This window comes from Pseudomonas sp. NFACC16-2 (assembly GCF_900119205.1).
Lineage (GTDB): Bacteria > Pseudomonadota > Gammaproteobacteria > Pseudomonadales > Pseudomonadaceae > Aquipseudomonas > Aquipseudomonas fluorescens_Q.
Window position 1 is genome coordinate 195518 of sequence record NZ_FPIX01000005.1, and the last position, 26019, is coordinate 221536.

General features: G+C 61.7%; 26 protein-coding genes and 3 pseudogenes. 24 read left to right on the forward strand and 5 right to left on the reverse strand.

Annotation, left to right across the window (positions count from 1 at the left end; all coding sequences use genetic code 11):
* The first annotated feature begins 7 nt into the window (after positions 1 to 7).
* The 13 genes from flhF to BT116_RS07270 all read left to right on the forward strand — a co-directional run bounded on the left by flhF (position 8) and on the right by BT116_RS07270 (position 12479).
* Positions 8 to 1357: a flagellar biosynthesis GTPase FlhF gene (flhF, locus tag BT116_RS07210; protein ID WP_063322396.1), complete on the forward strand. Its 1350-nt coding sequence runs from the start codon at positions 8 to 10 to the stop codon at positions 1355 to 1357.
* A gap of 116 nt (positions 1358 to 1473) precedes the next feature.
* Complete coding sequence (fleN, locus tag BT116_RS07215) at positions 1474 to 2307, forward strand: flagellar synthesis regulator FleN (protein ID WP_072341642.1); 834 nt, start codon at positions 1474 to 1476, stop codon at positions 2305 to 2307.
* Complete coding sequence (fliA, locus tag BT116_RS07220) at positions 2304 to 3047, forward strand: RNA polymerase sigma factor FliA (protein WP_014337177.1); 744 nt, start codon at positions 2304 to 2306, stop codon at positions 3045 to 3047. Before fleN ends, fliA begins: the two co-directional genes overlap by 4 nt.
* Positions 3048 to 3214: 167 nt before the next feature.
* Positions 3215 to 3586, forward strand: a complete 372-nt coding sequence (locus BT116_RS07225; RefSeq protein WP_003199125.1) for a chemotaxis response regulator CheY — start codon at positions 3215 to 3217, stop codon at positions 3584 to 3586.
* Between the two features lie 18 nt (positions 3587 to 3604).
* Positions 3605 to 4390, forward strand: coding sequence for a protein phosphatase CheZ (locus tag BT116_RS07230; RefSeq protein ID WP_063322395.1), 786 nt, complete (start codon positions 3605 to 3607; stop codon positions 4388 to 4390).
* A gap of 30 nt (positions 4391 to 4420) precedes the next feature.
* Positions 4421 to 6673: a chemotaxis protein CheA gene (locus BT116_RS07235; protein ID WP_072341645.1), complete on the forward strand. Its 2253-nt coding sequence runs from the start codon at positions 4421 to 4423 to the stop codon at positions 6671 to 6673.
* A gap of 48 nt (positions 6674 to 6721) precedes the next feature.
* Complete coding sequence (locus BT116_RS07240; RefSeq protein WP_072341648.1) at positions 6722 to 7855, forward strand: protein-glutamate methylesterase/protein-glutamine glutaminase; 1134 nt, start codon at positions 6722 to 6724, stop codon at positions 7853 to 7855.
* Positions 7855 to 8595: a flagellar motor protein gene (locus BT116_RS07245; protein WP_063322393.1), complete on the forward strand. Its 741-nt coding sequence runs from the start codon at positions 7855 to 7857 to the stop codon at positions 8593 to 8595. Before BT116_RS07240 ends, BT116_RS07245 begins: the two co-directional genes overlap by 1 nt.
* Before the next feature lie 231 nt (positions 8596 to 8826).
* Positions 8827 to 9711, forward strand: coding sequence for a flagellar motor protein MotD (gene motD, locus BT116_RS07250; protein WP_072341651.1), 885 nt, complete (start codon positions 8827 to 8829; stop codon positions 9709 to 9711).
* Between the two features lie 49 nt (positions 9712 to 9760).
* Entirely contained in the window at positions 9761 to 10552 is a 792-nt protein-coding gene (locus tag BT116_RS07255) for a ParA family protein (RefSeq protein WP_053120309.1), read from the forward strand.
* Between the two features lie 96 nt (positions 10553 to 10648).
* A complete protein-coding gene (locus BT116_RS07260) occupies positions 10649 to 11524 on the forward strand; it encodes a CheW domain-containing protein (protein WP_072341654.1) in 876 nt (291 codons plus the stop codon).
* Positions 11525 to 11596: 72 nt separating this feature from the next.
* Entirely contained in the window at positions 11597 to 12082 is a 486-nt protein-coding gene (locus BT116_RS07265; protein ID WP_003199144.1) for a chemotaxis protein CheW, read from the forward strand.
* Position 12083: 1 nt separating this feature from the next.
* On the forward strand, positions 12084 to 12479 hold the full coding sequence (locus BT116_RS07270; protein ID WP_003183966.1) for a DUF2802 domain-containing protein: 396 nt from the start codon (positions 12084 to 12086) through the stop codon (positions 12477 to 12479).
* A gap of 244 nt (positions 12480 to 12723) precedes the next feature.
* Here BT116_RS07270 and BT116_RS30395 read toward each other — a convergent pair.
* The 4 genes and pseudogenes from BT116_RS30395 to BT116_RS07290 form a co-directional block, all read right to left on the reverse strand.
* Positions 12724 to 12909: pseudogene (locus BT116_RS30395) on the reverse strand (EscU/YscU/HrcU family type III secretion system export apparatus switch protein); the annotation flags it as partial.
* 322 nt (positions 12910 to 13231) lie between these two features.
* Positions 13232 to 13417: pseudogene (locus BT116_RS30400) on the reverse strand (EscU/YscU/HrcU family type III secretion system export apparatus switch protein); the annotation flags it as partial.
* A 312-nt stretch (positions 13418 to 13729) separates the two neighbouring features.
* On the reverse strand, positions 13730 to 14059 hold the full coding sequence (locus tag BT116_RS07285) for an EscU/YscU/HrcU family type III secretion system export apparatus switch protein (RefSeq protein WP_072341657.1): 330 nt from the start codon (positions 14057 to 14059) through the stop codon (positions 13730 to 13732).
* On the reverse strand, positions 14056 to 15627 hold the full coding sequence (locus BT116_RS07290) for a flagellar hook-length control protein FliK (protein ID WP_072341660.1): 1572 nt from the start codon (positions 15625 to 15627) through the stop codon (positions 14056 to 14058). Before BT116_RS07290 ends, BT116_RS07285 begins: the two co-directional genes overlap by 4 nt.
* Before the next feature lie 199 nt (positions 15628 to 15826).
* On the opposite strand from BT116_RS07290, the gene ccmA reads away from it, so the two are divergent.
* From ccmA to BT116_RS07345, 11 genes are all read left to right on the forward strand, one after another.
* Positions 15827 to 16462, forward strand: a complete 636-nt coding sequence (ccmA, locus tag BT116_RS07295) for a cytochrome c biogenesis heme-transporting ATPase CcmA (RefSeq protein ID WP_072341663.1) — start codon at positions 15827 to 15829, stop codon at positions 16460 to 16462.
* Positions 16459 to 17127, forward strand: coding sequence for a heme exporter protein CcmB (gene ccmB, locus BT116_RS07300; RefSeq protein WP_003199151.1), 669 nt, complete (start codon positions 16459 to 16461; stop codon positions 17125 to 17127). The genes ccmA and ccmB overlap by 4 nt, the downstream gene beginning before the upstream one ends.
* Positions 17128 to 17221: 94 nt before the next feature.
* A complete protein-coding gene (locus BT116_RS07305) occupies positions 17222 to 17977 on the forward strand; it encodes a heme ABC transporter permease (RefSeq protein ID WP_072341666.1) in 756 nt (251 codons plus the stop codon).
* On the forward strand, positions 17974 to 18150 hold the full coding sequence (ccmD, locus tag BT116_RS07310) for a heme exporter protein CcmD (RefSeq protein WP_003199159.1): 177 nt from the start codon (positions 17974 to 17976) through the stop codon (positions 18148 to 18150). Before BT116_RS07305 ends, ccmD begins: the two co-directional genes overlap by 4 nt.
* Positions 18147 to 18602 carry a cytochrome c maturation protein CcmE gene (gene ccmE / locus BT116_RS07315; RefSeq protein ID WP_063322386.1) on the forward strand — a complete coding sequence of 152 codons (456 nt, stop codon included), beginning with the start codon at positions 18147 to 18149 and terminating at the stop codon, positions 18600 to 18602. Before ccmD ends, ccmE begins: the two co-directional genes overlap by 4 nt.
* 3 nt (positions 18603 to 18605) lie before the next feature.
* The gene (locus BT116_RS07320; RefSeq protein WP_063322385.1) at positions 18606 to 20594 is read left to right on the forward strand and encodes a heme lyase CcmF/NrfE family subunit; all 1989 of its coding nucleotides are present in this window, start codon (positions 18606 to 18608) and stop codon (positions 20592 to 20594) included.
* Positions 20591 to 21127: a DsbE family thiol:disulfide interchange protein gene (locus tag BT116_RS07325; protein ID WP_072341669.1), complete on the forward strand. Its 537-nt coding sequence runs from the start codon at positions 20591 to 20593 to the stop codon at positions 21125 to 21127. Before BT116_RS07320 ends, BT116_RS07325 begins: the two co-directional genes overlap by 4 nt.
* Complete coding sequence (locus tag BT116_RS07330) at positions 21124 to 21597, forward strand: cytochrome c-type biogenesis protein (protein ID WP_003199166.1); 474 nt, start codon at positions 21124 to 21126, stop codon at positions 21595 to 21597. Before BT116_RS07325 ends, BT116_RS07330 begins: the two co-directional genes overlap by 4 nt.
* Positions 21590 to 22792: a c-type cytochrome biogenesis protein CcmI gene (ccmI, locus tag BT116_RS07335; protein WP_072341672.1), complete on the forward strand. Its 1203-nt coding sequence runs from the start codon at positions 21590 to 21592 to the stop codon at positions 22790 to 22792. Before BT116_RS07330 ends, ccmI begins: the two co-directional genes overlap by 8 nt.
* Positions 22793 to 22806: 14 nt before the next feature.
* Positions 22807 to 23214 carry a hypothetical protein gene (locus BT116_RS07340; RefSeq protein WP_072341675.1) on the forward strand — a complete coding sequence of 136 codons (408 nt, stop codon included), beginning with the start codon at positions 22807 to 22809 and terminating at the stop codon, positions 23212 to 23214.
* Positions 23215 to 23589: 375 nt separating this feature from the next.
* The gene (locus tag BT116_RS07345; protein WP_072341678.1) at positions 23590 to 25683 is read left to right on the forward strand and encodes an LTA synthase family protein; all 2094 of its coding nucleotides are present in this window, start codon (positions 23590 to 23592) and stop codon (positions 25681 to 25683) included.
* Positions 25684 to 25728: 45 nt separating this feature from the next.
* On the opposite strand, the pseudogene BT116_RS07350 reads toward BT116_RS07345, so the two are convergent.
* Positions 25729 to 26019, reverse strand: a pseudogene (locus BT116_RS07350) (IS4 family transposase); the annotation flags it as partial.

The window sequence follows — 26019 nt, forward strand, 5'->3', positions numbered from 1 at the left end:
GTGGTTTATGCAAGTGAAGCGTTTTTTCGCCGCCGATATGCGTCAGGCCATGAAGCTGGTTCGTGACGAGCTGGGCGCTGAAGCGGCCATCATCGGTAATCGCCGGATCGCTGGCGGTGTCGAACTGACGGCTGCGCTGGATTATAAATTGTCGGCGCTGGCTCCCCGGGTTCCGAACATGGAACTCGAAGACGAGCTGCGCAAGACCCAATCGCGCATCGCCAGCGCCCAGGCCGAGCTGAGCCTGCGCAGCAGCGAAGGCGAGGGCGCGGCAGGCACCAATCGTCAATTGTTCGCCGGTCAGCCGCTGACGGCCGGCCTGCCTTTGACCGCTGCCGAACCGCTGATCGAGCAGGCCCACGCCGAACCGCGTCGTCCTGAGCCGGCGCCCGCAGCACCTGCCCGGGGTGTCGATCCGCGCGCCCTGGATTCGATGCGCTTTGAACTCAACAGCCTGCGTGAGCTGATGGAAGTCCAGCTCGGCTCCCTGGCCTGGAACCAGCTGCAAGGCAGCCGTCCAGCCCAGGCCAACCTGTGGCGTCGCCTGCAACGCATCGGCCTGTCCGGCCCGTTGTCCCGGGACCTGCTGGCGCTGATCAATGATATCGAGGAGCCTCGCCAGGCCTGGCGCATGTTGCTGGCGCACTTGGCGCGGATGATCGCGACCCCGGAAGTCGAGCCGTTGGAAGAAGGCGGGGTAATCGCCATGGTCGGTCCTGCCGGCATGGGCAAGACCACCACCCTGGCCAAGCTCGCCGCCCGTTATGTACTCAAGTACGGCGCCCAGAGCATTGCCCTGGTGAGCATGGACAGTTTCCGCATCGGTGCCCAGGAGCAGCTCAAGACCCTCGGCCGGATCCTCAATGTGTCGGTGACCCATGTGGATCCGGGTCAGTCCCTGGCCCAGGCGCTGGAGCCGCTGCTGCGCAAACGCGTCGTGCTGATCGATACCGCAGGCCTGCAAGCCAGCGATCCAGCCCTGCGCATGCAGCTCGAAAGCCTGGCCGGACGCGGTATCAAGTCAAAAAATTATCTCGTATTGGCAACCACCAGCCAGAAACAGGTTCTAACCGCCGCATACCACAGCTACAAGCGCTGCGGGCTGGCCGGCTGCATCCTGACTAAGCTGGACGAAACGGCAAGCCTGGGCGAGGTGTTGAGCCTGGCGATCGGTCATGAATTACCGGTGGCCTACCTGACCGACGGGCCGCGGATCCCGGATGATTTGCATCTGCCGCGCCGTCATCAACTGGTCAGTCGTGCCGTGAGTGTGCAAATGCAGGAAGAACCCAGCGAAGAAGCCATGGCTGATATGTTCGCTGATATCTACCACAGCCCGACCAAGCAGGTCGGCTGAGGTAATCATGAATATTTTTTGTACCTACATCGATGGTCTGCCATGCATTGTTCCGTATGTGAACGCGCAGCCAGTAATGTGGCCTCCGTCTAAGTAAGACAAGGTAAAGAACGAACATGGGCAGCATGCATCCCGTACAGGTGATCGCGGTGACCGGCGGCAAAGGTGGCGTCGGGAAGACTAACGTGTCAGTGAACTTGTCCCTGGCTCTGGCAGAGCTTGGCCGACGGGTCATGCTGCTGGACGCCGACCTGGGCCTGGCGAACGTCGACGTGCTGTTGGGGCTTACACCCAAGCGCACGCTGGCGGACGTGATTGAAGGGCGCTGTGAGCTGCGTGACGTGTTGTTGCAGGGGCCGGGCGGGATTCGCATCGTGCCGGCTGCCTCAGGCACCCAGAGCATGGTTCACCTGACCCCGGCCCAGCACGCGGGCCTGATCCAGGCTTTCAGCGACATCGGCGACAACCTCGATGTGCTGGTGATCGACACCGCAGCCGGTATCGGTGACTCGGTCGTCAGTTTTGTCCGGGCGGCCCAGGAAGTGCTGCTGGTGGTGGTCTGCGACGAACCGACGTCCATCACCGACGCCTATGCCCTGATCAAGTTGCTTAACCGCGACTATGGCATGAACCGCTTCCGCGTCCTGGCCAACATGGCCCAGAGCCCGCAGGAAGGACGCAACCTGTTCGCCAAGTTGACAAAGGTCACGGATCGTTTCCTGGACGTCGCCCTACAATACGTCGGCGCAGTGCCTTACGACGAAAGCGTACGCAAGGCCGTCCAGAAGCAACGTGCCGTTTATGAAGCCTTTCCACGTTCCAAATGCGCGCTGGCGTTCAAGGCTATCGCCCAGAAGGTCGATACTTGGCCACTGCCTGCCAACCCTCGCGGGCATCTGGAATTTTTCGTCGAGCGTCTTGTGCAACAAACAGCAGGGCCCGTGCTATGACAGCCAGCGGTTACAACCATCTCTACAAAAAATCGGCACGGGACGCCCAATACGAATTGATCGAGCGTTACGCGCCACTGGTCAAGCGTATCGCCTATCACTTGCTGGCGCGGTTGCCGGCCAGTGTCCAGGTTGAAGACTTGATCCAGGCGGGCATGATTGGCCTGCTCGAAGTGTCGAACAAATACGACGCGAGCAAGGGCGCGAGTTTCGAGACGTATGCCGGTATTCGCATTCGCGGTGCGATGCTCGATGAAGTCCGCAAGGGCGATTGGGCGCCGCGTTCGGTACACCGCAATACCCGCATGGTCAGTGATGCAATTCGGGCAATTGAAGCTAAAACCGGGCGTGACGCTAAAGATCACGAGGTTGCGGCCGAACTCCAGTTGAGTCTCGACGATTATTACGGGATTTTGAACGATACCTTGGGCAGCCGCCTGTTCAGTTTCGACGACCTGTTGCAGGACGGCGAACATGAAGGGCTGCACGAGGATAACGCGAGTGCTCACATGGAGCCGTCGCGTGACCTGGAAGACGAACGTTTCCAGAGCGCGCTGGCGGATGCGATTGCCAATTTGCCGGAGCGTGAGCGGCTGGTCTTGGCGCTGTACTACGACGAAGAGCTGAACCTCAAGGAAATCGGTGAGGTCCTGGGGGTCAGCGAATCGCGGGTCAGCCAGTTACACAGCCAGTGCGCGGCCCGTTTGCGGGGGCGTTTGGGGGAGTGGCGAGCGCGTTGACAGGCGGTGTGGGGACACTGCGAACGAGGCTGGCCTGGCAGGTGTTGCGCCAGTCTCCATCCGTTGTGCTCCAGACCGTTGTCGAGTGTTGTGCCGGATTGATTGAAATGGCGCGTCCAGGTGCTGGGCGCGTTTAAGACTGCTTGGAGGTCGAATTGGACAAGAACATGAAAATCCTCATCGTTGATGACTTCTCAACGATGCGGCGGATCATAAAAAACCTGTTGCGTGACCTTGGGTTCACCAACACGGCCGAAGCAGATGACGGGACCACTGCGCTCCCGATGTTGCACAGTGGCAACTTCGATTTCCTGGTCACCGACTGGAACATGCCAGGCATGACCGGTATCGACCTGTTGCGCCAGGTGCGTGCCGACGAAAAACTCAAGCACCTTCCGGTGCTGATGGTCACTGCCGAAGCCAAGCGCGAGCAGATCATCGAAGCGGCCCAGGCCGGTGTAAACGGTTATGTGGTCAAACCCTTCACGGCCCAGGCGTTGAAAGAGAAGATCGAAAAAATCTTCGAACGCATCGGTTAACGGCGCCACGGGGGAGCTATGGATAACGAATCTTCAATGGGCGATTTCGAATCGACCCTGAAAAAACATGCCCGCGAACTGGTCGACAGCCTTGAAAAAGGTCGCTTTGGCGATGCGGTTCAAATGATCCATGAGCTCAACCAGACCCGTGACCGCGGTCTGTATCAGGAGGTGGGCAAGCTCACGCGTGAATTGCACAGCGCGATTGTCAATTTCCAGATCGACCCGAATATGCCGCAGGCCGAGGAAGTCTCGCAGATCACCGACGCCACCGAGCGCCTGGGTTATGTGGTCAAGCTGACCGAGGCTGCGGCCAACCGCACCATGGACCTGGTGGAAAGCGCAACGCCCCTGGTCAACGGCCTGAGCGACGAAGCCCAGGCCTTGAGCACCGACTGGGGTCGGTTCATGCGGCGCGAAGTCGGCGCCGAAGAGTTTCGGGAGCTGGCCCGTCGGGTCGACGGTTTCCTGACGCGCAGCAGCAACGAGAACCGCGCCGTGGCCAGCAACCTCAACGACATCCTGCTGGCTCAGGACTATCAAGACCTGACCGGCCAGGTGATCAAGCGCGTGACCCAGTTGGTCACCGAAGTCGAAAGCAACCTGCTCAAACTGGTGTTGATGGCCAGCCAGGTCGACCGCTTTGCAGGCATCGAACACGACCGTGAAGCGATGCTCGCTGAAAAAGATCCACAAAAACATCTCTCTCAGGGTGAAGGTCCGCAGATTCATGCCGATAAAAGAGAAGACGTTATGTCCGGTCAGGACGATGTGGACGATTTGCTGTCCAGCCTTGGATTCTGAGTTTTAGCCCTGTTTTAGGAGCAGCCATTAATGAGCTTCGGCGCCGATGAAGAGATCCTTCAGGATTTCCTGGTTGAGGCCGGCGAGATTCTAGAGCAACTGTCCGAACAGTTGGTCGAGCTGGAAAGCCGACCAGATGATGCGGATCTGCTCAATGCAATTTTTCGCGGTTTCCACACTGTAAAAGGAGGCGCCGGCTTCCTCCAGCTCAACGAGCTGGTGGAGTGCTGTCACATTGCCGAAAACGTGTTCGACATCCTGCGCAAGGGTGAGCGTCGCGTTGATTCGGAACTGATGGACGTGGTGCTTGAAGCGCTGGATGCGGTCAACAGCATGTTCAGCGAGGTGCGTGAGCGCTCGCCGATCACCGCTGCCACCCCTGAACTGCTCGCTGCGCTGGCGCGCCTGGCCGAGCCGCAATCGGCTGACGAAGCGGCTCCGGTTGCCGAAGCTGCGGTTGAAGAACCGGTCGCCGAGGCATCGGGCGACATCACCGATAACGAATTCGAACAACTGCTGGACTCCCTGAACACCGTCAAGGCACAGGCCGAGGCGCCGGTCGCTCCGGCTGCACCTGCTGCATCGGTCGCCGATGGGGCTGCCAGCGATGAAATCACCGATGCCGAGTTCGAGTCACTGCTCGACCAGCTCCATGGCAAGGGCCAGTTCGCGCCTGATGCCGTGGTCCCGCCGGCGGCCCCGGTCGCCCCGAAAGCCGCGGGCGACAGCTCGGACATCACCGACGACGAATTCGAAGCCTTGCTCGATCAGTTGCATGGCAAGGGCACCTTTGCCGTTGACGCGCTGGATTCAGCCATCGCTTCGGCGCCGACACCGGCCAAGCCTGCCGCTGCTACCGCAGGCAGCGACCTGATCAGCGATCACGAATTCGAATCACTGCTCGACGAACTGCATGGCAAGGGCAAGTTCAGCGAAGTCGGTACCGCTTCTGCTGCGCCTGCTGCCGCTACGGCTGCGCCGGCGGCCAAGGCTGCGCCCAAACCCGCTGCCAAGGCACCGGAACCGAAGGCCGAGCCCGCCAAGCCAGCCGCTGCTGCTCCGGCGCCCGCCCGTGCTGCGGCGGCTGCGCCAGCGGAAAAACCGGCCAGCGAAGCCGAGACCACCGTTCGGGTCGATACCGCGCGGCTGGACGAGATCATGAACATGGTCGGCGAACTGGTGCTGGTGCGTAACCGTCTGGTGCGCCTGGGCCTCAATAGCCAGGATGAAGCCATGTCCAAGGCCGTGTCGAACCTCGATGTGGTCACGGCGGACCTGCAGACCGCGGTCATGAAGACCCGGATGCAGCCGATCAAGAAAGTCTTCGGGCGCTTCCCGCGCCTGGTTCGCGACCTGGCTCGCCAGCTCAAGAAAGAAATCAACCTGGAACTGGTGGGTGAAGAAACCGACCTCGACAAGAACCTTGTCGAGGCCCTGGCCGACCCGCTGGTCCACTTGGTGCGCAATGCGGTCGACCACGGCATCGAGTCGCCGGAAGAACGCGAAGTCTCGGGCAAGGTCCGCAGCGGCAAGGTGATCCTGGCCGCCGAGCAGGAAGGCGACCACATCCTGCTGTCGATCTCCGACGACGGCAAAGGCATGGACCCTAACGTGCTGCGTTCCATCGCGGTGAAACGCGGTGTGATGGACAAGGATGCCGCTGACCGCCTGAGCGACACCGAGTGCTACAACCTGATCTTCGCCCCGGGTTTCTCGACCAAGACCGAGATTTCCGACGTGTCGGGCCGTGGCGTGGGCATGGACGTGGTGAAAACCAAGATTTCCCAGCTCAACGGTTCGATCAATATCTACTCGACCAAGGGCCAGGGCTCGAAGATCGTCATCAAGGTCCCGCTGACCCTGGCGATCATGCCAACCCTGATGGTGATGCTGGGCAACCAGGCGTTCGCCTTCCCGCTGGTCAACGTCAACGAGATTTTCCACCTCGACCTGTCGCGCACCAACGTGGTGGACGGCCAGGAAGTGGTGATCGTACGGGACAAGGCACTGCCGCTGTTCTACCTCAAGCGCTGGCTGGTCAGCTCCGCCGCTCATGTGGAGCAGGGCGAAGGCCATGTGGTGATCCTTTCGGTGGGCACCCAGCGGATCGGCTTCGTCGTCGACCAGTTGGTGGGCCAGGAAGAAGTGGTCATCAAGCCGTTGGGCAAGATGCTCCAGGGCACCCCGGGCATGTCCGGCGCCACCATCACCGGCGACGGCCGCATCGCGTTGATCCTCGATGTGCCAAGCATGCTCAAGCGTTACGCCGCCCGGCGTATTTGATTCTGGAGGAGCGTGGCCCAGGGCCGCGCCTCGTCTAACGGAGTGTTTATGGTAGTTAAAGTCCTGGTGGTGGACGATTCGGGGTTTTTCCGCCGCCGCGTCTCGGAAATTCTTTCGGCGGACACGAGTATTCAGGTCGTCGGTACCGCGACCAATGGCAAAGAGGCGATTGATCAGGCCCTGGCGCTCAAGCCGGACGTGATCACCATGGACTACGAGATGCCGATGATGGACGGCATCACGGCCGTGCGGCATATCATGCAGCGCTGCCCGACCCCGGTATTGATGTTCTCGTCCCTGACCCATGAAGGCGCCCGGGTGACCCTCGATGCGCTGGACGCCGGGGCGGTGGATTTCCTGCCGAAGAATTTCGAAGACATTTCGCGCAACCCCGACAAGGTCCGGCAGTTGCTGTGCGAAAAGGTCCACAGCATTTCCCGCAGCAATCGCCGTGTCGGTGCCTACAGCGCACCGGCGCCAGCCCCGGTTGCGGCGCCAAGCCCTGCGCCAGCGCCGACGGCATCGAGCAGTTTCAATCCGGCCCCGGTACGCAGCGCGCCGGCACCTGCGCCTACGCGTTCGGCACCCGCCAGTGCAACGTCGCCGGCACCCAAGCGCAAAGCCTACAAGCTGGTCGCTATCGGTACGTCCACGGGTGGCCCGGTGGCACTGCAACGGGTCCTGACCCAGTTGCCGGCCAACTTCCCGGCCCCCATCGTGCTGATCCAGCACATGCCGGCGGCGTTCACCAAGGCTTTCGCGGAGCGTCTGGACAAGCTGTGCAACATCAGCGTCAAGGAAGCCGAGGATGGCGACATCCTGCGTCCAGGCCTGGCCCTGCTGGCGCCGGGCGGCAAGCAAATGATGATCGATGGCCGCGGCGCGGTGAAAATCCTGCCGGGTGATGAGCGTCTGAACTACAAGCCTTGCGTGGACATTACCTTCGGTTCTGCGGCCAAGTCCTACGGTGACAAAGTTCTGGCGGTGGTGCTCACCGGCATGGGCGCCGACGGTCGCGAAGGTGCGCGCCTGCTCAAGCAAGGTGGCAGTGCGATCTGGGCCCAGGACGAAGCCAGCTGCGTGATCTACGGCATGCCGATGGCCATCGTGAAGGCGGACCTCGCCGACGCGGTGTACGGGCTGGACGACATCGGTAGACACCTGGTCGAGGCGTGCCTGTAATGGATGTGCTCAGCCTGATCGGCATCGTCATGGCGTTCGTCGCCATCATTGGCGGCAATTATCTGGAAGGTGGGCATCTGGGCGCGCTGGCCAACGGCCCGGCGGCGTTGATCGTGCTCGGTGGCACCATTGGCGCGGCGCTGTTGCAGTCGCCCATGAGCGCTTTCAAACGCGCCATGCAAGTGCTGATCTGGATTCTGTTCCCGCCCCGTGTCGACTTGGCCGGTGGTATCGACCGGGTGGTGAACTGGAGCCTGACCGCGCGCAAGGAGGGCTTGCTGGGCCTGGAAGGGGTGGCCGATGCCGAACCTGACAGCTACTCGCGCAAGGGCCTGCAATTGCTGGTGGACGGCGCCGAGCCGGAAGCCATCCGCAGCATCCTGGAAGTGGATTTCTACACCCAGGAAAGTCGCGATATCGAGGCGGCCAAGGTATTCGAAAGCATGGGCGGCTACGCGCCGACCATCGGCATCATCGGTGCGGTGATGGGCCTGATCCATGTGATGGGCAACCTGGCCGATCCATCGCAACTGGGCAGCGGCATTGCCGTGGCGTTCGTCGCCACGATCTATGGCGTGGCCAGCGCGAACCTGGTGCTGCTGCCGATCGCTGCCAAGCTCAAGTCCATCGCGTTGCGCCAGTCGCGCTATCGCGAAATGCTGCTGGAAGGGATCCTGTCGATCGCCGAAGGTGAAAACCCGCGCTCCATTGAGTTGAAACTCCAGGGTTTCATGGACTGATGGGGGGCGTAGGACGCTCAGGATTGCGCCAAACCTGTGGCGAGGGGATTTATCCCCGTTGGGTCGCGAAGCGGCCCCAAAACCTGACATTTCGATATGTCAGGTTGATCGAGTCGTTTGCCTTGGGGCTGCTGCGCAACCCTGCGGGGCGTTGCGACGTTGCGCTAAATCCCCTTGCCACAAGGACCGCGGCAGGTTCTGTTTCGTCATTTACTTTGGGCACGTTCTAACATGGCACGTCGCAGGCATCATGAAGAACACGTCAACCATGAACGCTGGCTGGTTTCCTATGCCGACTTCATTACGCTGCTGTTCGCCTTTTTCGTGGTCATGTACTCGATTTCGTCGGTCAACGAAGGTAAGTACAAAGTCATTTCCGAGGCGTTGATTGGGGTCTTTTCCGACTCCGACCGCGCCCTCAAGCCCATCCCCATAGGTGATGAGCGACCCAAGACCACGACGCCGGCCAAGCCGCTGGTCAGGGATGCCGAGCAGGTCGATGCCGGTATCGCCGGTGGCAGCGATCCGCTGAAAAGCATCGCTGATGACATCAGCGCGGCGTTCGGTGATCTCATCAGCTCGAACCAGATGACCGTGCGTGGCAATGAGCTGTGGGTCGAGATCGAGCTCAACTCCAGCCTGTTGTTCGGCAGCGGCGATGCCATGCCCAGTGATATGGCCTTCAATATCATCGATAAGGTGGCGGCGATCCTGAAACCGTTCGACAACCCGATCCATGTCGAGGGCTTCACCGATGACCAGCCGATTCGTACCGCACAGTACCCGACCAACTGGGAGCTGTCCTCGGCCCGTTCGGCGAGCATCGTGCGCATGTTGGCCATGCAGGGCGTGAACCCCGGTCGCCTGGCGTCGGTGGGTTATGGCGAGTTCCAGCCGGTGGCCAATAACGCCACGGCCGAGGGGCGCGCGCGTAACCGGCGCGTAGTATTGGTCGTGTCGCGAAACCTCGATGTGCGCCGCAGCCTGACCGGTACCGGCACGGCCAATGCAAAACCGGACGCCGCCTTGAAGCGGGCTGGCACACAAACTGCACCGGCTCCGGTCAAGTCGCCGGGAAGACAGAGTGCCGTCAATTCTCCGTCACCCGCTTTATAACCGAGCTATTTCTCGGTCGAGCTTGTTTCGGCCGGGAGGAACGATCCGAATGAGAGTCTGGGCAGTCGCCAATCAAAAAGGTGGTGTGGGCAAGACCACATCTTCCATCGCTTTAGCCGGGTTGCTGGCCGAGGCGGGCAAGCGCGTGGTCATCGTCGATCTGGACCCCCATGGCTCGATGACCAGCTATTTCGGCTACGATCCCGATAGCCTGGAGCACAGCAACTACGACCTGTTCCTGCACAAGGGCGTTGTGCCCGAGGGCCTGCCGGGGCAGTTGCTGTTGTCCACCAGCGACGAGCGGATTTCCCTGCTGCCATCGAGCACCGCTCTCGCCACCCTGGAGCGACAGTCGCCCGGGCAGAGCGGGCTGGGCTTGGTGATCGCCAAGAGTCTGGCGCAGCTGTGGCAAGATTTCGATTACGCGATCATCGACAGCCCGCCGTTGCTGGGTTTGCTGATGGTCAATGCCTTGGCTGCCAGCCAGCAGTTGGTGATCCCGGTGCAGACCGAGCACTTGGCCGTCAAGGGCCTGGAGCGCATGGTCAATACACTGGCGATGGTCAACCGCTCGCGCAAGCAGACGCTGGCCTTCAACATCGTGCCGACCTTGTTCGATCGTCGCACCCAGGCGTCCCTGGGCACCTTGCGGGTGTTGCGGGACATGTACCCGGAGGACATCTGGCAAGGCTATATCCCCGTCGATACCCGCTTGCGGGACGCCAGCCGCGCGGGTGTGACGCCCTCGCAATTCGATGGCAAGAGCCGTGGCGTGCTGGCCTACCGGGCACTGCTCAAGCACTTGTTGGCCCAGCAGCTTGTTCCACAGCAGGTGGCTTAAGGTGACGAGGCTTTCCACTGGCATTGCGTTCGCTTGCGAACGCTCAAGTCCTAGCGCATTCATGCCGATAACCTCTTCAAGTGGCGCACTGTTCCTATGAGCCGCCCGATAAAGACAACTTCGCGTCCGCAAATGGCCCTGCAATCCTATCTGGATGGGCTATTGCAGGAAGCGACCGAAGAATTGCCACCACAGCCCAGCCTGATCGAGGCGTTGCCCGAGAATGTCGAAGCCAAGGGTGTGCTGGATGAGTTCCAGGCGGCCGTGCTCGAAGAGCAGGCCCGTGATGCACGGAAATCAGTAGTGGCTGCGGCGGTCGAGGCACCGTTCATCAAGCCTCAGGTGGCGGTCATGGACGCGCCTGCGCCGATCCTGGCGCCGGTCTCGACCGTTGCACCGTTGCTGCAAGGCCTGGTGACGCCGGTGGTGGAAATCCACCTGCCGCCGAGCAACCCGCCACCACCGGTGCCGGGCGACGACCGTCCGGCCTGGGCCGCCGAGCCGTTCGAGTGTCTGTTGTTCGATGTGGCCGGGTTGACCCTGGCGGTGCCACTGGTATGCCTGGGATCGATTTACTCCCTGGCCGGGCAGGAATTGACACCGTTGTTTGGCCAGCCGGAATGGTTCCTCGGAATCCTGCCGAGCCAGGCCGGCAACCTGAAGGTGCTGGATACCGCGCGCTGGGTCATGCCGGACCGTTATCGCGATGATTTTCGCCAGGGCCTGCAATACGTGATTTCGGTGCAAGGTTACGAATGGGGTTTGGCGGTGCATCAGGTCAGCCGTTCGCTGCGCCTGGACCCGAACGAGATCAAGTGGCGCAGCCATCGAGGGCAACGGCCATGGCTGGCCGGTACGGTGATCGAGCATATGTGCGCCTTGCTGGACGTTTCCGAGCTGGCGGAGCTGATCGCCAGCGGCGGGGCAAAACACCTGGGCGGCAGCAAGAAGCCGGTCCAGAAACCGAAATAAGACAACCGGCGGCGTACCGCGTCGCCGGACAGAATACACGCCGCCACAGGCGGTTTTTCGAGGGGTCAGGGTATGAATGATAAGGCGTCGTCTCAAAAGGGTTCTGAAGATCCGATTCTGCAATGGGTAACCTTCAAGCTCGATAACGAAACCTACGGCATCAACGTGATGCGCGTTCAGGAAGTGCTGCGCTATACCGAGATCGCCCCGGTACCGGGTGCACCGAGCTATGTGCTGGGCATCATCAACCTGCGTGGCAACGTGGTGACGGTGATCGATACCCGCCAGCGCTTCGGCCTGATGAATGCCGAGATCAGCGACAACACCCGGATCGTCATCATCGAAGCCGACAAGCAAGTAGTTGGCATCATGGTCGACAGCGTCGCTGAAGTGGTTTACCTGCGTCAGTCGGAAATCGAGACTGCGCCGAACGTGGGTAACGAAGAATCCGCCAAGTTCATTCAGGGCGTGTGCAACAAGAACAACGAGTTGCTGATTCTGGTTGAACTGGACAAGATGATGAGCGAAGAAGAGTGGTCGGAACTGGAGAGTATCTGATTTGATTCTTGAGGTAGCAGTCATTGTCCTGTTCCTTTTCTGGGCAGGCACGCTGGCGATGTTCTTGGCGTACATACGCGGCCAGCGGCAGATCGCCGCTCAGCAGGCTCAGGGCGATGCGCTGCGCGATCAGCGCATCAAGGACCTGGCCAAGCGCGTCGATGATTACCAGAACGGCACCGTGCGCATGGGCGAAGCGCTCCATGAGCTGCGTGCCGTGGTCGCGCCGTTGCCGGACAAACTCGCCCAGTTGGAACAGCGCGACCCCTCCAGCCTGTCCTTCGCCCAGGCCGCCCGCCTGGTGGGCATGGGCGCCAGCGTCGACGAACTGACCCAAGCCTGCGGTCTGACCCAAGCCGAGGCGGAGTTGATGAGCAAGCTGCACAAGGGCGGCTGATCACCTTCGCCCAGAACCCATTGTGGGAGCGAGCTTGCTCGCGATAGCGGTGTAACAGTCAACACAACTGTTGAATGTGCGCCCGCCATCGCGAGCAAGCTCGCTCCCACAGGTTTTTCTGGCGGACCAATTTTTCCCGCTCAGCCCCTGTGGCGAGGGGATTTATCCCCGCTCGGGTGCGCAGCAGCCGTCTAAAAATAGGGTCGCTGCGCAACCCAACGGGGATAAATCCCCTCGCCACAGATCAGTAATCCTCGCCGCGGTCCGTCACGTTCTTCTCGACACTCGGTGCATCCGGGTCATGACCTTGCGGAAACTTGCCCTTGAGGTTCCACGCGAAGGCGATGATCTCGGCAATCGTGCGATACAGCTCTTCCGGGATGCTGTCGCCCAATTCCATCCGGGCCAACAGCTTCACCAACTCAGCGTCATCGCGAACGCCAGTACTGACGAACTGACCCAGGCCGAGGCGGAGTTGATGAGCAAGCTGCACAAGGGCGGCTGATCACCTTCGCCCAGAACCCATTGTGGGGGCGAGCTTGCTCGCGATAGCGGTGTAACAGTCAACAGAGATGTTGAATGTGAGTCCGCCATCACGAGCAAGCTCGCTCCCACAGGTTTTTCTGGCGAACCAATTTTTCCAGCCCAGCCCCTGTGGCGAGGGGATTTATCCCCGCTCGGGTGCGCAGCAGCCGCCTAAAAAAATTGGGGTCGCTGCGCAACCCAACGGGGATAAATCCCCTCGCCACAGATCAGTAGTCGTCGCCGCGGTCCGTCACGTCCTTCTCGACACTCGGCGCATTCGGGTCGTAGCCCTGGGGAAACTTGCCCTTGAGGTTCCACGCGAAAGCAATGATCTCGGCAATCGTGCGATACAGCTCTTCCGGGATGCTGTCGCCCAATTCCATCCGGGCCAACAGCTTCACCAACTCAGCGTCATCGCGAACGCCAGTACTGACGAACTGACCCAAGCCGAGGCGGAGTTGATGAGCAAGCTGCACAAGGGCGGCTGATCACCTTCGCCCAGAACCCATTGTGGGAGCGAGCTTGCTCGCGATAGCGGTGTAACAGTCAACAGAGATGTTGAATGTGAGTCCGCCATCGCGAGCGAGCTCGCTCCCACAGGTTTTTCTGGCGAATCAATTTTTCCAGCCCAGCCCCTGTGTTATCCCCGCTCGGGTGCGCAGCAGCCGCCTAAAAAAATTGGGGTCGCTGCGCAACCCAACGGGGATAAATCCCCTCGCCACAGATCAGTAGTCGTCGCCGCGGTCCGTCACGTCCTTCTCGACACTCGGCGCATTCGGGTCGTAGCCCTGGGGAAACTTGCCCTTGAGGTTCCAGGCAAAGGCGATGATCTCGGCAATCGTGCGGTACAGCTCTTCCGGGATGCTGTCGCCCAATTCCATCCGGGCCAACAGCTTCACCAATTCAGCGTTTTCATAAATCGGCACTTCGCTTTCCCGGGCGATGCGCAGGATTTCCTCGGCCAGGGCTTCGTCGCCCTTGGCGGTGAGGGTCGGGGCGTGGTGGCCGTCGTACTTGAGGGCGATGGCCTGGCGGGGTTCGGTGTGGATTGTCATGCGGTTTCGTCCACCCAGCGTTGTTCCAGGCGAGTCTTGGGGCCTTGGGGCGGAGTGCCGAGGTGGCAGTCCAGGTCGCCGACGTTCAGGCCACAGGTCACCAGGCGCTCACGCAGCGCTGTCAGGTTGCTTTCGATCAGGCTCGCGGTGTACGGCCGTTCGGCCCACAGCTGGCTCGACAGGCTGCCGCTGAGCAATTGCGCCTGAACCTGCAGCGGCCCCAGCGGTTCCATGTCGAACGCCAATTCCACCCGCCAGAGCTGCTGTTTTGGCTCGCGTTCTTCCCTGCGCTCGTTGGGTTGCTCCCGGGGCGGGGTTTCCTCGCGCTGGAACTTGACCTGCAAGGGCACGATGTCCTGCAGATTGCGCATCGGGATTTCCAATTGCCAGGTGCTCATCAGCCGACCGTCGTCAGTCAGGCCAGTTTGCTCCAGGCTCGACAGCTGGTGGCTTTGCAGGCGGGACACGGCGGCAGCGGCGAGGCGCAGCAGGTGTTCGAGGTCGCCTTCTTCGTCCTGGCCTTTCATCTGGCGCGAGGGCAGGGGGAAGCTGGTGGGTTGCGGCTTGGCGCTGACCTGGCCGAGGGTTCCCAGGGCGTTGCGGACAAAACTGGGCAGTACTTGGGCCAGGGTGTTGGCGGCAATGATGGCCGTGAGGTTGGTGGATGCGGGCAGGGCTGGCGTCAGTTGGGCGATCAGCTTGAGCAGGTCGCCTTTGAGGTCGGGTGCGGGCCCCGGCGGCTGCCCGGCGAGTAACTTGCTTTCCAGGAACACACCGCTGGCGACCATGGCCTGGGCCAGCCCCTTGGGCGTGCTCAGTTGCTGGACATCCGGCAGGCTGGCCAACAGGCGTGTCACCGCGGCGCGCAGCTCGGCACCGGTGTCATCGTTGGCCGGCAGGTTTTGCAGGACGGTGATCAGATTGTCCAGCGAGCCCTGCTGGCTCATTTGCGTGACCAACTGCTGACTCACCGCCAATTGCTCCTGGCGGTTGCTCAGCGGAACGAACTTCAGCGTCTGGGCATCTTGTACTTGGGCACTCAACAGCGTGCCGATTCGTAGCGGTTGCGGGCTGTCGATGTCCAGGGTGCTGCCGGCCTGGGCGGTGTTGAGCAGGCTCACCAACGAGCGATACACCGCCGGTTGTCCCGGCAATTGCGGCAGGGCCTGGCTGGTCAGCACCTTGCCTTGCAGCAGGGTGCCGACCGGCAACTGTGCGGTGTCTATGCGGGTCAGGGTGGCGACGTTGGAAGCGACGGCCTGTTGCACGGTGATGGCCAGGTTGCTGGCGGACGGTTGGGTCACGGCCAGGCTGGTGCCCTGTGGCAACGGCTGGGTGCTGCTGGCCTGCACGGTGATCTGGCGGCCGCTGTCCAACGTGACCTTGAGCAGCAACTGGAAGGTCTGGTCCGCCTGCTTGAGCGACAGCACTTCGGCCTGGGCGGTCTGGCCGGGGCCGATCAGCCCTTCGGCCGGTGCCAGCAATTTGAGCAGCTCGCCCGTCACCGCTGGCATACGCGTCGTTGCCGTGGCCTGGGGCAGCGGCAGGATGTTGATGTCGCCTGTCATCTGCGGTCTTACCCTGGGGAAAATAAGCCCTCTTTAGAGTAGGGCATCACATGTATAATGCCGCCCGTCTTTCAGGGAGTGGCGAAAACCTTGCAATTGTTTGACGCAGCTCTGTGGAACAGGCCGTCAAAGCATCTATGCTGCACCTCTTTAACGGCCGCTGCACCGCCGACTTGAACCGTATAAGGCCCGCGATCCCTTGACCAGTCCTCTCCTGCAAACCGTTGGCCTCGCCTGTGAGCGAGACTTGCGGCTGCTTTTCGAAAATCTCGAATTGAGACTCTCGCCCGGCGATATGGTGCAGATCAGCGGTCCCAACGGCAGCGGCAAGACCAGCCTGCTGCGCCTGCTGGCCGGTTTGATGCAACCGACCGCAGGCCAGGTGTTGCTCAACGGCCAGCCCTTGCACGGCCAGCGTAGCGAGCTGGCCCGCAATCTGCTCTGGATCGGCCATGCCGCCGGTATCAAGGATTTGCTGACCCCCGAAGAAAATCTCAGTTGGCTCTGCGCATTGCATACGCCGGTCGGCCGCGAAGCGATCTGGCAGGCGTTGGCGGCGGTAGGGCTGCGCGGCTTCGAAGACGTGCCGAGCCACACCCTGTCTGCCGGCCAGCAACGCCGCGTGGCCCTGGCCCGGCTGTACCTGGACGGCCCGCCGCTGTGGATTCTCGACGAGCCATTCACCGCCCTGGACAAGCAGGGCGTCGCGCAACTCGAGGAACACTTGGCCCAGCACTGTGAAAACGGTGGCATGGTGCTCTTGACTACCCACCACACGCTGGTGCGGATGCCGGCCGGTTATCGCAACATTGATCTGGGGAACTGGGCCGTATGAGTGTGTTTGGCCTGTTGCTTGCCCGCGAGGCGCGCCTGCTGTTCCGTCGTCCGGCCGAATTGGCCAATCCACTGGTGTTCTTCGCGATTGTCATTGCATTGTTCCCGTTGGCGGTCGGGCCGGAGACTCAATTGTTGCAAACCTTGTCTCCGGGACTGGTCTGGGTCGCCGCGCTTTTATCGGTCCTGCTCTCGCTGGACGGGCTTTTCCGCAGTGATTTCGAAGACGGCTCACTGGAACAGTGGGTCCTTTCGTCGCACCCCCTGGCCCTTCTGGTTTTGGCCAAGGTACTGGCACACTGGGTTTTTTCCGGGCTGGCACTGGTATTGCTCTCGCCACTGCTGGCAATGATGCTGGGGCTGCCCGGCGCGTGCATGCCGGTGCTGCTGGTGTCGCTGCTGCTGGGCACGCCGGTGCTGAGCCTGCTCGGTGCGGTGGGCGCGGCGTTGACGGTGGGGTTGAAGCGCGGCGGCCTGTTGCTGGCGCTGCTGATCCTGCCGTTGTATATCCCGGTCCTGATCCTGGGCAGTGGTGCCTTGCAAGCGGCGCTGCAAGGCATGCCCGCGACCGGTTATCTGCTGTGGCTTGGGAGCCTGACCGCCCTGGCGATAACCCTGACACCCTTTGCAATAGCCGCTGGCCTGAAGATCAGCGTCGGCGAATAATAACGAGGCCTGGTCAAAAATTGACCACTTCTTTGGAAGTAAAGGCTGCCCCGGCGGTTCGTGACGGCGAGCCGCAACCGTGATGGAAACAACGATGAACTGGACCTGGTTTCACAAGCTCGGCTCACCCAAGTGGTTCTACGGCATCAGCGGCAAACTGCTCCCATGGTTGAGCATCGCTGCATTGTTGTTGATTGGTTCTGGCGTGGTCTGGGGCCTGGCTTTCGCACCGCCGGACTACCAGCAAGGCAACAGCTTTCGCATCATCTACATCCACGTGCCCACGGCGATGCTGGCCCAGTCCGTCTACGTGATGCTGGCGGTGTGCGGTGTGGTCGGGCTGGTGTGGAAGATGAAGCTGGCCGACGTAGCCCTGCAATGCGCCGCGCCCATCGGTGCCTGGATGACGGCCGTGGCGCTGGTCACCGGGGCCATCTGGGGCAAGCCGACCTGGGGATCATGGTGGGTCTGGGATGCGCGACTGACATCGATGCTGATCCTGCTGTTCCTGTACTTCGGTCTTATTGCGCTGGGCAACGCCATCAGCAATCGTGACAGTGCCGCCAAGGCCTGCGCGGTGCTGGCGATTGTCGGGGTGATCAACATCCCGATCATCAAGTATTCGGTGGAGTGGTGGAACACCCTGCATCAGGGCGCCACGTTCAAGCTGACCGAGAAACCGGCGATGCCCGTCGAGATGTGGCTGCCGCTGTTGCTGACCGTGTTGGGCTTCTACTGTTTCTTCGGCGCGGTGCTGTTGCTGCGCATGCGTCTGGAAGTGCTCAAGCGCGAGTCCCGGGCCAGTTGGGTGAAGGCCGAAGTGCAGAACAGTCTGGAGGCCGCTCGATGAGTTTCGCTTCATTCGGCGATTTCCTCGCCATGGGCCATCATGGCCTGTATGTCTGGTCAGCCTATGGCATCTGCCTGGTGGTGCTGGCCCTCAACGTGGCGGTGCCGATCCTGGCCCGCAAGCGGTATCTGCAACAAGAGGCGCGTCGTCTGCGCCGGGAGAACGGTCAGTGAATCCGCTGCGCAAAAAACGTCTTGTCATCATTCTTGCGATCCTGGTGGGTGTCGGTGTCGCGGTCGCCCTGGCCCTGAGCGCCCTGAAGCAGAACATCAACCTGTTCTACACCCCGACCCAGATCGCCAACGGTGAAGCACCCAAGGACACCCGCATCCGCGCTGGCGGCATGGTGGAAAAAGGCTCGCTGGAGCGCTCCGGGGATTCACTGGATGTGAAGTTCAATGTCACCGACTTCAACAAGACCGTGACCATCACCTATCGCGGCATTCTCCCGGACCTGTTCCGCGAAGGGCAGGGCATCGTCGCCCTGGGCAAGCTCAACGCCGACGGCGTGGTGGTGGCCGATGAAGTGCTGGCCAAGCACGACGAAAAATACATGCCGCCGGAAGTGACCAAGGCGCTGAAAGACAGCGGCCAGTCGGCGCCCGCTCCCGTGAAGGAGGGCTGATCGATGACTGCTGGCATCTTTATTCCCGAGTTGGGCCACCTGGCGATGATCCTGGCCCTGTGTTTCTCACTGGTGCAGGCCGTGGTGCCGTTGCTAGGTGCCTGGCGCGGCGACCGTTTGTGGATGAGCCTGGCCCAGCCAGCGGCATGGGGCCAGTTCGCCTTCATGCTGTTTGCCTTCGGTTGCCTGACCTATGCCTTCATGGCTGACGATTTTTCGGTGGCGTACGTCGCCAGCAACTCCAACAGCGCCTTGCCCTGGTACTACAAGTTCAGCGCAGTGTGGGGCGCCCATGAAGGCTCGCTGCTGCTCTGGGCGTTGATCCTCGCTGGCTGGACCTTCGCCGTCTCGGTGTTTTCCCGGCAGCTGCCCCAAGTGATGCTGGCCCGGGTGCTGGCGGTAATGGGCATGATCAGCACCGGTTTCCTGCTGTTTTTGATCGTCACCTCCAACCCGTTCGAGCGCATCCTGCCGCAGATGCCGACGGATGGCCGCGACCTCAACCCCTTGCTGCAAGACATCGGCCTGATCGTTCACCCGCCAATGCTCTACATGGGCTACGTCGGCTTCTCCGTGGCCTTCGCCTTCGCTATCGCCGCGTTGCTCGGTGGGCGCCTCGATGCCGCGTGGGCACGCTGGTCGCGTCCGTGGACCATCGTCGCCTGGGCCTTCCTCGGCATCGGCATCACCCTTGGTTCGTGGTGGGCCTACTACGAGCTCGGCTGGGGCGGCTGGTGGTTCTGGGACCCGGTGGAAAACGCTTCCTTCATGCCCTGGCTGGTGGGCACGGCGCTGATTCACTCCCTGGCTGTCACGGAAAAACGCGGGGTGTTCAAGAGCTGGACCGTGTTGCTGGCCATCGCGGCGTTCTCGCTGAGCCTGTTGGGGACCTTCCTGGTGCGTTCCGGCGTACTCACGTCGGTGCACGCCTTTGCCTCTGACCCCGAGCGCGGCGTGTTCATCCTGATGTTCCTGCTGTTCGTGGTCGGCGGTTCGCTGACGCTGTTCGCCCTGCGTGCACCGGTGGTCAAGAGCCAGGTCGGCTTCAACCTCTGGTCACGGGAAACCCTGTTGCTGGGCAACAACCTGGTGTTGGTGGTGGCCGCGTCGATGATCCTGCTGGGGACGTTGTACCCGCTGGTGCTCGATGCATTGTCCGGCGCCAAGCTGTCGGTGGGGCCGCCGTACTTCAATGCGCTGTTCATCCCGCTGATGGCGATCCTGATGGTGGTAATGGCTATCGGTGTGCTGGTGCGCTGGAAAGACACCCCGGTCAAGTGGCTGCTGGGCATGTTGACCCCGGTGCTGCTGGGCACGGCTGCTCTGGCCGTGGTGGCCGGCGTGGCGTATGGCGATTTCAACTGGGCGGTGTTGGCGACGTTCGTGCTGGCGGCCTGGGTATTGCTGGCGGGTGTACGGGACATCTTCGACAAGACCCGGCACAAAGGCCTGATCAAGGGCCTGCCGACCCTGACCCGCAGTTACTGGGGCATGCAGGTCGCCCACCTGGGCATCGCCGTCTGCGCCCTGGGCGTGGTGCTGTCCAGCCAGAACAGCGCCGAGCGCGACCTGCGTCTGGCGCCGGGTGAGTCCATGGACCTGGCCGGCTATCAGTTCGTTTTCGAGGGCGCCAAACATTTCGAGGGCCCGAACTTCACGTCCGATAAAGGCACTGTGCGGGTTATTCGCAACGGCCAGGAAATCACCGTGCTGCACCCGGAAAAACGTCTCTACACCGTGCAGAACTCGGTCATGACCGAAGCCGGCATCGATGCCGGTTTCACCCGCGATCTCTACGTGGCGCTGGGCGAGTCCCTGGGCGACGGCGCGTGGGCGGTACGGGTCCACGTCAAGCCGTTCGTACGCTGGATCTGGTTCGGTGGCTTGCTCACCGGCCTGGGTGGGGTGTTGGCGGCGCTGGATCGTCGTTATCGAGTCAAGGTGAAAACCCGGGTGCGTGAGACCCTGGGCATGACGGGAGCCACTGCATGAAACGTTGGTTGATGTTGGTGCCGCTGGCGCTGTTCCTGTTGATGGCGGTGTTTTTGTACCGCGGGCTGTACCTGAACCCGAGCGAGTTGCCCTCGGCGATGATCGGCAAGCCGTTCCCGGAGTTTTCCCTGCCATCGGTGCAGGGCGACAAGACCCTGACCCGCACCGACCTGCTGGGCAAGCCGGCGCTGGTCAACGTGTGGGGCACCTGGTGCATCTCCTGCCGGGTCGAGCACCCGGTGTTGAACAAGCTGGCCCAGAACGGTGTGGTGATCTACGGCGTCAATTACAAGGACGTCAATGCCGACGCCTTGAAATGGCTGGCCGAGTTCCACAATCCTTATCAACTGGACATTCGCGATGAAGACGGCTCCCTGGGCCTGAACCTGGGTGTCTACGGCGCGCCGGAAACGTTCTTCATCGATGCCAAGGGCATCATCCGCGACAAGTTCGTCGGCGTGATCGACGAGCAGGTCTGGCGCGAGAAACTGGCCGCCAAGTATCAGGCACTGGTGGACGAGGCCAAGCCATGAAGCGCTGGTTAGCTGCCGCCATCCTCGGCCTGAGCCTTGCCGGTGTGGCCCATGCCGCCATTGATACCTACGAATTCGCCAACGACGGCGAGCGCGAGCGATTTCGCGAACTGACCAAGGAGCTGCGCTGCCCCAAGTGCCAGAACCAGGACATTGCCGACTCCAACGCGCCTATTGCCGCCGACCTGCGCAAGGAAATCTTCCGCATGCTCGGCGAGGGCAAGGACAACCAGCAGATCATCGATTTCATGGTCGATCGCTACGGTGAGTTCGTGCGCTACAACCCCGCCCTGTCCTCCAAGACGGCGCTGCTCTGGTTCGGCCCCGCCGGGCTGTTGTTTGGTGGTTTCGTTGTCATTGCAGTGATCGTGCGCCGCCGCCGGGTCCAGCGCACCGCCGCCCCGGACACGCTTTCTGTCGAAGAGCGCCAGCGCCTCGACCAACTGTTGGATAAAACCAAGCATGATTGATTTCTGGCTCGCCGCAGGTCTGCTTCTTCTGGTTGCCCTGAGTTTTCTGTTGATCCCTGTACTGCGTGGTCGCCGCGCCCAGTTGGAGGAGGACCGTACCGCACTCAACGTGGCGTTGTATCAGGAACGTGTCGCCGAATTGCAGACCGAGCGGGAGGAGGGCGTGCTCAACGCCGCACAACTGGACACCGGTCGCGCCGAAGCCGCCCGTGAACTGCTCGCCGACACCGAAGGTGCGGATGCGCCGCGCGAATCCCGGCTGGGCAAGCCATTGCCGTTGCTCGCCGCTGTGCTGGTGCCAGTATTGGGCCTGGCGCTTTACCTGCATTTCGGTGCCAGTGACAAGGTCGAGCTGACCCGTGAATTCGCCCAGGCGCCGCAGTCGATGGAAGAGATGACCCTGCGCCTGGAGCGCGCGGTGGCGGCGCAGCCGGATAATGCCGAGGGGCTGTACTTCCTCGGGCGTACCTACATGGCTCAGGATCGGCCGGCGGACGCGGCGAAGCTCTTCGAGCGCACCGTGGCCGTCGCCGGTCGTCAACCGGAGCTGTTGGGCCAGTGGGCCCAGGCGCAGTATTTCGCCGATGGCAAGAAATGGTCGGATAAAGTCCAGGCCTTGACCGACGAAGCGCTCAAGCTCGATCCGAAGGAAGTCACCAGTCTCGGCCTGTTGGGCATCGCCGCGTTTGAAGGCGAGCGTTATCAGGATGCGATCGATTACTGGGGGCGTCTGCTCGCGCAACTGCCGGAGGGCGACAAGTCCCGGGAGGCGCTGCAGGGCGGCATTACCCGTGCCACCGAGAAGCTGCAGGCCAGTGGCGGCAAGGTCGCCCAGGCGCCTATCGTCAAGGCCGGGGCATTGCTCAAGGTGCGCGTGGACCTGGCGCCGGCACTCAAGGCCAAGGTGCAGCCGGGCGACAGTGTGTTCATCTTCGCCCGCGCCGTTTCCGGCCCACCTGCGCCGCTGGCCGCCAAGCGCCTGACGGTCGCCGATCTGCCGGTCACGGTAGAGCTGGGTGACGCGGACGCCATGATGCCGCAGTTGAAACTGTCGAACTTCCCCGAAGTCCAACTGGTGGCGCGCATCTCCCGGGCCGGCCAGCCGACCGCGGGTGAGTGGATCGGCCGCAGCCAGCCCCTGGCGAGCAGCACCACGGCGCAGCAACAATTGACCATCGACAGTCCGGACAAATAACAGGAATTCGCACCATGACCGCCATCGCTCGTATCACCCTGCTCACGCTCGTCATGGGCCTGAGCGCTTGTGCGGTCCAGCGTCCGTCGGAGCCCTCGGCGCCGCTGCCACCGATCCCGCCGTCGACCCCGACCAGCAAACCGGCGCCGTCCACACCGCCGGGCAAACCGGTCATTCCGAACAAACCGGCCAAACCGCTGCCGCGTACTTCCGCCAGCTTCGCCCCGCCGCCGGGTGGCAACAGCCATTGGGACGCCAAGCTTGGGGTCTATGTGCTGGACAACCAGACGAACACGTTTTATCGCCAGCGAACCTATTACCGCTGGAACAATGGTTGGAGCCGTTCCGTCAGCCCGAATGGCCCATGGGAAGACACCACCATCGAAGGCGTGCCGGCGGGTCTTGGACGCCAGTTTCATTAAGGTCCCTGTGGCGAGGGGATTTATCCCCGCTGGGCTGCGAAGCAGCCCTGAAACCTGATGACTCGGTATGTCAGGCAGATTGAATCCACAGTGATGGGGTCGCTTCGCGACCCAACGGGGATAAATCCCCTCGCCACAGCTTCCCGGACCAGGCCGGGGATTTTGTGTTTCTGAATATTCTTTGAACGAAATTTTCACAAAATCTTGCGGACAATCCCCCGCGCTCATATCGCCGCCGGTTATTTAATGGCAATGCCGTAGCCGTTCGTGCAACATTTGCGCACTCGCGCAAGCCCCGAGGCCAGGCTCTGGCCAACAGAGGGCGCGCCGTTGTTTCTTTCTGTCACTCCAATTCCGATAGGGTCCTTAAACGACATGGCAATCCCGGACGCCCTGAGTCAGCAGCGCACCACGCATCGCCTGCTGCAACCGACCGTCAAATCGCACCTGGCCTACACGTTGCTTTGTGCCTTGGTGATGATGGTCATGTTCAGCCTGTTGCGCGTGGCACTGCTGGTCTATAACCGCGAGATGATCCTCGACACACCGGCCTCGACCTTCGTTGAAGCCTTCGTCAACGGCCTGCGTTTCGACTTGCGCCTGGTGGTCTACCTCTGCATCCCGTTGTTGCTGGCGTTGTTCAGCGCAAGGGCCATGGCGGCCCGTGGGTTCTTTCGTTTCTGGCTGACTGTCACTTCCAGCATCGCGCTGTTCCTGGGCTTGATGGAGATGGATTTCTACCGTGAATTCCACCAGCGCCTCAACGGCCTGGTCTTCCAGTACGTAAAGGAAGACCCGAAAACCGTGATGAGCATGCTCTGGTACGGTTTCCCGGTGGTGCGCTACCTGCTGGCGTGGGCCGGCGGCACCATTATCCTCAGCCTGGCGTTCAAGGGTGCCGACCGCGCTACGCGTCCCCGTGGGCCATTCAGTGGCGGCACCATTGGCACTCGGCAGATCGCCCCGTGGTATGGGCGTGTCGCGGTGTTTGTCGTTTGCCTGCTGGTCGCCGTGACCGCCGCGCGCGGCACCTTGCGCCAAGGGCCGCCCCTGCGCTGGGGCGACGTCTACACCACCGACTCGAACTTCGCCAACCAGTTGGGCCTCAACGGCACCTTGTCGCTGGTGGCCGCGGCCAAGAGCCGGATGTCCGAAGATCGCGACAACATCTGGAAAGCCACCCTTGAGCAACCGCTGGCGCAGCAGACCGTGCGCGACATGCTGGTGATGCCTGACGATAAACTGGTGGATACCGCGACAGCCGCCGTGCGCCGCGACTACACGCCACCGGCGGACAAGACCCTGCCCATCAAGAACGTGGTCGTGATCCTCATGGAAAGCATGGCCGGTCACTCGGTGGGCGCCCTGGGCGCGCCGGGCAACATCACGCCTTACCTGGACAAACTGTCCAAGGAAGGCCTGTTGTTCGACCGTTTCTTTTCCAACGGTACCCACACCCACCAAGGCATGTTCGCCACCATGGCGTGCTTCCCTAACCTGCCGGGTTTCGAATACCTGATGCAGACGCCGGAGGGCAGCCACAAGCTGTCGGGCCTGCCGCAACTGCTCAGCGCCCGTGACTACGACGACGTGTATGTCTACAACGGCGATTTTGCCTGGGACAACCAGTCGGGTTTCTTCAGCAGCCAGGGCATGACCACATTCATCGGGCGTAACGACTTCGTGAACCCGGTGTTCTCCGATCCGACTTGGGGCGTGTCCGACCAGGACATGTTCGACCGTGGCCTGATCGAGCTCAAGGCGCGGGAAAACGGCAAGCCGTTCTATGCCTTGCTGCAAACCCTGTCCAACCACACCCCTTATGCACTGCCGACGCCGTTGCCGGTCGAGCGGGTCACCGACCGTGGTCGCCTGAACGAACACCTGACCGCCATGCGCTACGCCGACTGGGCCCTGGGCCAGTTCTTCGAGAAGGCCCGCAAGGAGCCTTACTTCAAGGAAACCCTGTTCGTCGTGGTCGGCGACCATGGCTTTGGCAACGAACGCCAGATCACCGAGATGGACCTGGGCCGTTTCAACGTGCCGATGCTGTTGATCGGCCCGGGTGTCCAGGAGAAATTCGGCCAGCGTAACCACACCGTGGGTACCCAGGTCGACATCGTGCCGACCATCATGGGCCGGATCGGTGGGCAAGTACGGAACCAGTGCTGGGGCCGTGACCTGTTGAACCTGCCGCAAGGCGATCCCGGTTTTGGTGTGATCAAGCCGTCGGGCAGCGAGCAGACCACGGCGATCATCCGCGATGACCAAATCCTGGTCCTGCCGAAGGAAAAGGAAATGGAACCGAAGATGTATCGCTATGAACTGGGCGCCAACCCACGTGCGGAAATCATCCCGAATGCACCGGACACCGCGCCGATGAAACTCAAGCTCGAATCTTTCCTGCAAACCGCGACCAAGAGCCTGCTGGATAACACCGCCGGCGTTGTTGACGGCAAGCCGGACTGATAAACGGCGCACATAAAAAAGAGGCCTGCCAAGGCCTAATGCCAGTCAGTTAAGCTGACTGGCATTTCTATTTCTGATCGGATATTTCGGTGATTTCAGCCGAATCGCCCGAGGATAAACGCGCTCCTCACGTCGATGCGGCAGCACGTAGTGCGGCGCTGAAGCATGAAGCTCGGCCAAATACTTGGGGATGTTCCCGGAACGGTCGGCGGAGACGCTGTTGATAAACCCGAGAATCGCCCAAGTGCAGGCGGTGAAGCTCATTTCGCACGGGTAAATGCCAGGACAGTGGCGACTCATTTCCACCATCTGATAGCGCAACAAGTTGTAGCCCAA

Coding starts and splice junctions, on each gene's coding strand:
- flhF (WP_063322396.1), top strand. CDS start 8: ATGCAAGTGAAGCGTTTTTTCGCCGCCGATATGCGTCAGGCCATGAAG.
- fleN (WP_072341642.1), top strand. CDS start 1,474: ATGGGCAGCATGCATCCCGTACAGGTGATCGCGGTGACCGGCGGCAAA.
- fliA (WP_014337177.1), top strand. CDS start 2,304: ATGACAGCCAGCGGTTACAACCATCTCTACAAAAAATCGGCACGGGAC.
- BT116_RS07225 (WP_003199125.1), top strand. CDS start 3,215: ATGAAAATCCTCATCGTTGATGACTTCTCAACGATGCGGCGGATCATA.
- BT116_RS07230 (WP_063322395.1), top strand. CDS start 3,605: ATGGATAACGAATCTTCAATGGGCGATTTCGAATCGACCCTGAAAAAA.
- BT116_RS07235 (WP_072341645.1), top strand. CDS start 4,421: ATGAGCTTCGGCGCCGATGAAGAGATCCTTCAGGATTTCCTGGTTGAG.
- BT116_RS07240 (WP_072341648.1), top strand. CDS start 6,722: ATGGTAGTTAAAGTCCTGGTGGTGGACGATTCGGGGTTTTTCCGCCGC.
- BT116_RS07245 (WP_063322393.1), top strand. CDS start 7,855: ATGGATGTGCTCAGCCTGATCGGCATCGTCATGGCGTTCGTCGCCATC.
- motD (WP_072341651.1), top strand. CDS start 8,827: ATGGCACGTCGCAGGCATCATGAAGAACACGTCAACCATGAACGCTGG.
- BT116_RS07255 (WP_053120309.1), top strand. CDS start 9,761: ATGAGAGTCTGGGCAGTCGCCAATCAAAAAGGTGGTGTGGGCAAGACC.
- BT116_RS07260 (WP_072341654.1), top strand. CDS start 10,649: ATGAGCCGCCCGATAAAGACAACTTCGCGTCCGCAAATGGCCCTGCAA.
- BT116_RS07265 (WP_003199144.1), top strand. CDS start 11,597: ATGAATGATAAGGCGTCGTCTCAAAAGGGTTCTGAAGATCCGATTCTG.
- BT116_RS07285 (WP_072341657.1), bottom strand. CDS start 14,059: ATGACAATCCACACCGAACCCCGCCAGGCCATCGCCCTCAAGTACGAC.
- BT116_RS07290 (WP_072341660.1), bottom strand. CDS start 15,627: ATGACAGGCGACATCAACATCCTGCCGCTGCCCCAGGCCACGGCAACG.
- ccmB (WP_003199151.1), top strand. CDS start 16,459: ATGAGTGTGTTTGGCCTGTTGCTTGCCCGCGAGGCGCGCCTGCTGTTC.
- BT116_RS07305 (WP_072341666.1), top strand. CDS start 17,222: ATGAACTGGACCTGGTTTCACAAGCTCGGCTCACCCAAGTGGTTCTAC.
- ccmD (WP_003199159.1), top strand. CDS start 17,974: ATGAGTTTCGCTTCATTCGGCGATTTCCTCGCCATGGGCCATCATGGC.
- BT116_RS07320 (WP_063322385.1), top strand. CDS start 18,606: ATGACTGCTGGCATCTTTATTCCCGAGTTGGGCCACCTGGCGATGATC.
- BT116_RS07325 (WP_072341669.1), top strand. CDS start 20,591: ATGAAACGTTGGTTGATGTTGGTGCCGCTGGCGCTGTTCCTGTTGATG.
- BT116_RS07330 (WP_003199166.1), top strand. CDS start 21,124: ATGAAGCGCTGGTTAGCTGCCGCCATCCTCGGCCTGAGCCTTGCCGGT.
- ccmI (WP_072341672.1), top strand. CDS start 21,590: ATGATTGATTTCTGGCTCGCCGCAGGTCTGCTTCTTCTGGTTGCCCTG.
- BT116_RS07340 (WP_072341675.1), top strand. CDS start 22,807: ATGACCGCCATCGCTCGTATCACCCTGCTCACGCTCGTCATGGGCCTG.
- BT116_RS07345 (WP_072341678.1), top strand. CDS start 23,590: ATGGCAATCCCGGACGCCCTGAGTCAGCAGCGCACCACGCATCGCCTG.